This is a genomic window from Amycolatopsis rhizosphaerae (assembly GCF_007713715.1).
Classification (GTDB): domain Bacteria; phylum Actinomycetota; class Actinomycetes; order Mycobacteriales; family Pseudonocardiaceae; genus Amycolatopsis_E; species Amycolatopsis_E rhizosphaerae.
In genome coordinates this window covers 1-4,285 of sequence record NZ_VJWX01000580.1, presented here as the reverse complement: position 1 = coordinate 4,285, position 4,285 = coordinate 1, and the positions used below count along the sequence as shown (strand labels likewise).

At 69.0% G+C, this 4,285-nt stretch carries 6 protein-coding genes; 3 read left to right on the top strand and 3 right to left on the bottom strand.

Going from position 1 to position 4,285, the window contains the following annotated elements; translation table 11 throughout:
• On the top strand, nt 1-217 hold a 217-nt coding region (locus tag FNH05_RS33545; protein ID WP_186382870.1), incomplete at its 5' end, for a Clp protease N-terminal domain-containing protein.
• An 81-nt stretch (nt 218-298) separates the two neighbouring features.
• On the opposite strand, the gene gndA is transcribed toward FNH05_RS33545, so the two are convergent.
• Nucleotides 299-1,738 carry an NADP-dependent phosphogluconate dehydrogenase gene (gndA, locus tag FNH05_RS33540; RefSeq protein WP_144592873.1) on the bottom strand — a complete coding sequence of 480 codons (1,440 nt, stop codon included), beginning with the start codon at nt 1,736-1,738 and terminating at the stop codon, nt 299-301.
• 208 nt (nt 1,739-1,946) lie between these two features.
• Here gndA and FNH05_RS33535 point away from each other — a divergent pair, with 208 nt between their 5' ends.
• On the top strand, nt 1,947-2,804 hold the full coding sequence (locus FNH05_RS33535; RefSeq protein WP_144592872.1) for a helix-turn-helix domain-containing protein: 858 nt from the start codon (nt 1,947-1,949) through the stop codon (nt 2,802-2,804).
• A gap of 14 nt (nt 2,805-2,818) precedes the next feature.
• Here FNH05_RS33535 and FNH05_RS38490 read toward each other — a convergent pair whose 3' ends face one another.
• Together FNH05_RS38490 and FNH05_RS33530 are read right to left on the bottom strand one after the other, a co-directional pair.
• Nucleotides 2,819-2,986, bottom strand: coding sequence for a hypothetical protein (locus FNH05_RS38490; RefSeq protein WP_186382869.1), 168 nt, complete (start codon nt 2,984-2,986; stop codon nt 2,819-2,821).
• A 13-nt stretch (nt 2,987-2,999) separates the two neighbouring features.
• Nucleotides 3,000-3,353 (bottom strand): hypothetical protein, encoded by a 354-nt coding sequence (locus FNH05_RS33530; RefSeq protein ID WP_144592871.1) that lies wholly within the window; start codon nt 3,351-3,353, stop codon nt 3,000-3,002.
• Between the two features lie 319 nt (nt 3,354-3,672).
• Here FNH05_RS33530 and FNH05_RS33525 point away from each other — a divergent pair, with 319 nt between their 5' ends.
• Nucleotides 3,673-3,927, top strand: coding sequence for a DUF397 domain-containing protein (locus tag FNH05_RS33525; RefSeq protein ID WP_144592870.1), 255 nt, complete (start codon nt 3,673-3,675; stop codon nt 3,925-3,927).
• Nucleotides 3,928-4,285 lie beyond the last annotated feature (358 nt).

Sequence of the window (4,285 nt, the reverse complement as noted above, 5' to 3'; positions counted from 1 at the left end):
CCCGTTCACCGGCCGCAGCCGCAAGGCGCTCGAACTCACCGTCCGTGAAGCCCTGCGCCTCGGGCACAACTACGTCGGCACCGAGCACATCCTGCTGGCCCTGCTCGAACAGGGCGAAGGGCCGGCATATGAGCTTCTCGCTGGGCTCGGCGTCACCAAGGACGCCGTGGACCGCGAGATCCGCGCGTTCCTCAAAAGCATGTTCCCCAACGCGTGAAGCTCACCCTGTGCCGTGAGGGGTCCCCTTCCCGCAAACAGGGCCGTGAGGGGTCCCTCACGGCCCTGCGGCAGAACGGGATCAGGCGGGGGATTCCGTGCGGTCCTCGGTGGCCCAGGCGGTGTGGAACGAGCCCTCCCGGTCGACCCGGCGGTAGGTGTGCGCGCCGAAGAAGTCGCGCTGTCCCTGCACCAGTGCGGCGGGCAGGCGCTCCGCGCGCAGGCCGTCGTAGTACGCCAGCGCGGTGGAGAACCCGGGCGTCGGGATGCCCAGCCGGGCCGCGGTGGACACCACCGAACGCCAGGAGTCCTGCGCCTCCTCGACGGCCTTGCGGAAGTCGCCCGAGGTGAGCAGCGTGGGCAAGCCGGGTTCGGCGGCGTAGGCGGCGCGGATGTCGTCGAGGAACTTCGCCCGGATGATGCAGCCGCCGCGCCAGATCGAGGCGAGCGCGCCCAGGTCGATGTCCCAGCCGTACTCGGCGCCGCCTGCCTGGATCTGGTTGAAGCCCTGCGCGTAGGCGACGATCTTCGACGCGTACAGCGCGTGCTCGACGTCGTCGGCGAAGCGCTCGGCCTCGGCACCCGTCAGCGGGGTCCGGACCGGACCGGGCAGCCCCCGGCTGGCGGCCCGCAGACCCGCGCTGCCGGACAGGGACCGCGCGAACACGGCCTCGGCGATACCGCTGATTGGCACCCCGAGGTCGAGGCCGATCTGCACGGTCCAGCGGCCGGTGCCCTTCTGCTCGGCCTGGTCGGCCACGATGTCCACGAACGGCCTGCCGGTGGCGGCGTCCACGTGCGCGAGGACCTCCGCGGTGATCTCGATCAGGTACGAGTCCAGGCGCCCGGTGTTCCAGGTGCGGAACACGTCCGCGATCTGGGCCGGCTCATAGCCGAGTGCGCCGCGCAGCAGGTCGAAGGACTCCGCGATGAGCTGCATGTCGGCGTACTCGATGCCGTTGTGCACCATCTTCACGAAGTGTCCGGCCCCGTCGGGGCCGATGTGGGTGCAGCACGGCGCACCGTCTACTTTGGCCGAAATATCCTCGAACAGCGGGCCGAGGGACTGGTAGGACTCCACGGACCCGCCCGGCATGATGCTCGGGCCGTGCAGGGCGCCCTCTTCGCCGCCGGACACGCCCGTCCCGACGAAGTGCAGCCCGCGTTCGCGCAGCGCGGCCTCCCGGCGGCGCGTGTCCGCGAAGTGCGCGTTGCCGGCGTCGACGATGACGTCGCCCTTCTCCAGCAGCGGTGCGAACTCCTCGATCACCGCGTCGGTCGCGGCCCCGGCCTTCACCATGATCACGATCTGGCGCGGGCGTTCGAGCGCGTCGACGAACTCCTGCGCGGAGTAGGTCGGGATGAAGTCACCCTCGTCGCCGAACTCGGCCACGAGGTCGCGCGTCCGTTGCTCGGACCGGTTGTGCAGCGCGACCGTGTGCCCGTGCCGTGCCAGGTTCCGGGCCAGGTTGCGGCCCATCACCGCCAGGCCGGTCACGCCGATGCTCGCCTTCTTGCTCATAGCCTGCCTTCCGTCTTGGCCTATCCGCACACTAGCGCGTTGTGGCGTTCGTCCTGGTGGACGCCGTAACTGGCGTTCCGGCCGGTTTCTTGGGATCATTCCGCTGGCGGTGTGGGCGATCGGGTGGAAAACGGGTACGGACTTCGGTACGGTCGGCGACTTACGATCATGGACGACAGCGGAATGGGATGGCACCGGGAAGTGAGCAATGGCTAGTACCGTCACCTCCCGGCGCAAGGCACTCGGCAACGAACTCCGGCACGCCCGTATCGCGGCCAAGATGACCCAGCAGCAGGTCGCCGAGGTGCTCGGCTGCACCCAGGGCAAGGTCAACAAGATCGAATCCGGTGCGGTGGGCGTCAAACTCGGCGACGTGCGGGCGATGCTCGACGCCTTCGGCATCAACGGCGACGAGTCCGAGACGTTGATGAACCTGGCTCGCGCCGCCGCGGGCCAGCGAGGGCACTGGTCCGGTTACCGCTCGGTGGTGCCGCACTGGTTCCGCACCTTCACCGACCTGGAACCGGCCGCCGTCGAGATCATGACCTGGACCGGTGAGCGCGTCCCGGGCCCGCTGCAGTCCGAGCACTACATGCTCAAGCAGTTCACCGAGTTCGGCGCCACCGACGTCACATCGCTGGTGCGCAACCGGTTGGACCGCAAGGCGGTCTTCGACCAGCCGCAGCCCCCGTACTACCGGTTCATCCTCAGCGAGGCCGCCCTGCGGCGCGCGCCGGGCGGTCACGCACCGGCCGTGATGCTGGACCAGATCGAGCACCTGATGGAACTCGACAAGCGTCAGCGGGTCTACATCCACGTGCTGGAGTTCGACGCCCGCCTGGCCGCGGTGCCGAACGACTTCACGATCATGCGTTTCGCCGACCGGACGCGGGATTTCGTCTACATCGAGCATTCCGCGGGCGGTATCTACCTCGACGACCAGAAGGACTTCCAGCTCTTCGTGGACGCGTGGGACAGGCTGCGCGGTGCGGCACTGGAACGCCAGGAGACGCGGGAGTTCCTCAGGAAGACGGCCGAGCGCTACCGGGCCGAGATGTCACGCTGAGCCGTCCGGCTCGTCTACCGGGACCTGAGCAGGGCGAATTCGAGGTGGTACCACCAGCCGCTGCGCTGCCTGCGGTAGGCGCTGATCAGGTTGGCGCGTCGGCGTTCCACGGCCTGCTCGCCGTCTTCGCCGCGCGGGTGGCGGCGGCCGGGGGTTTCGGTGTTGCCGATGCGGACGGTCATCTCGGAAATCCCTTCAGTCGCCGGTTCCGTTCAACACGAGGCAGCATTCGCAGGGCATTCCGGCGCCCACGGGGAGCCATTCGATCTCCGGCAGGCCGAGCTCGGCCCCGCAGCGGGCGGTGATCGAGCCGTAGAGCACCGCGCCGGGTTCCAGGCGGAACAGGTGTGCCTGACGGCGGGTTTCGCCGACGACGCCGCGAGCGGGTCGGCCTACCAGGGTGAGCGCGGTCGGCCAGTCCTCCCGCAGGTACCAGACGGCCGTGGCGTCGTCGTCGGAGAGCAGCCAGGTGAGCATCCGTTCGAGTGCGTCGTGGGGTGAGGCCGCCCGGGCCGCCTCGTCCCGGCCGTGCACCCGCCCGACGACCATGAACGGCAAGAGCGCGGCGAACGGGGGGGAGGCGCGGCGCGGTGGTACTTCATCGCGCGGCGGCGCAACGGCAACGGCGCCACCCGCGTCTACTCCAGGCAAGGTGCACCTCCGCGACGAGGTCGGCTGGGGTTCCAACAGCGGTCGGCCCAGCGCTGGCCCCGACCGACGTGATTAATCCTACTACTGGAATAATCCTGCTGTCGAGTGGTCAAGGATTAGATCACTCGGCCGGACCCTGGCCGGGCCGGAAAAGTCGGGGGCTCGCTCGTTTCAGCAGATCAACGGGCATGGCCGGAAGAGCACGGAGGTAGCACCTATGGCGGAACACCCGCGCCGGCTGGATTACGATCCGGCGACGGCGGGCGCGCTGTTCGACGAGGGAAAGTGGGAAAAATCCTTCGCCAGCGAGCCGAACGGCGGCAACTGTGTCGAAGTCAACACGGGGACCGCGGGCGTCATCGGCGTGCGCGACACGAAGCTGGCGGACAGCCCGGTCTTCGTCTTCGACGCCGGTGAGTGGGAAGCGTTCCTGGTGGGGGTCAAGGCCGGTCAGTTCGATCTGACCCGTTGACCACGATTACTCCATATCGTGTGTTATTGACCACAGGTGTCCTGTGTGCGTGAACGGCCGTGAGGGACCCCCTCACGGCCCAAGGCTGCCGTGAAGGGTCCCTTCACAGTCGTATCGACTGTGAAGGGACCCTTCACGGCTCGCCCCAGCCCCTGGGGCCCGGCCGCCGTGCCGGTCGTTCAGTTGCCGCCGGGGCCGCCGGGGCCGCCGCCGGGGAAGCCGCCCTGGCCGCCACCCTGGTTGCCGCCGGGGAAGCCGCCCTGCCGTGACAGGGCGGAGTCGGTGATGGTCAGCGCCGTCGCGGTGCTGCCCGAAACCTTCGCCAGCACCGTCACCGAGGAGCCGGTGGCGAGGTTGT

Excerpts from the sequence above, each read along its gene's own strand:
- gndA (WP_144592873.1), bottom strand. The coding sequence starts at position 1,738 with ATGAGCAAGAAGGCGAGCATCGGCGTGACCGGCCTGGCGGTGATGGGC.
- FNH05_RS33535 (WP_144592872.1), top strand. The coding sequence starts at position 1,947 with ATGGCTAGTACCGTCACCTCCCGGCGCAAGGCACTCGGCAACGAACTC.
- FNH05_RS38490 (WP_186382869.1), bottom strand. The coding sequence starts at position 2,986 with ATGACCGTCCGCATCGGCAACACCGAAACCCCCGGCCGCCGCCACCCG.
- FNH05_RS33530 (WP_144592871.1), bottom strand. The coding sequence starts at position 3,353 with ATGGTCGTCGGGCGGGTGCACGGCCGGGACGAGGCGGCCCGGGCGGCC.
- FNH05_RS33525 (WP_144592870.1), top strand. The coding sequence starts at position 3,673 with ATGGCGGAACACCCGCGCCGGCTGGATTACGATCCGGCGACGGCGGGC.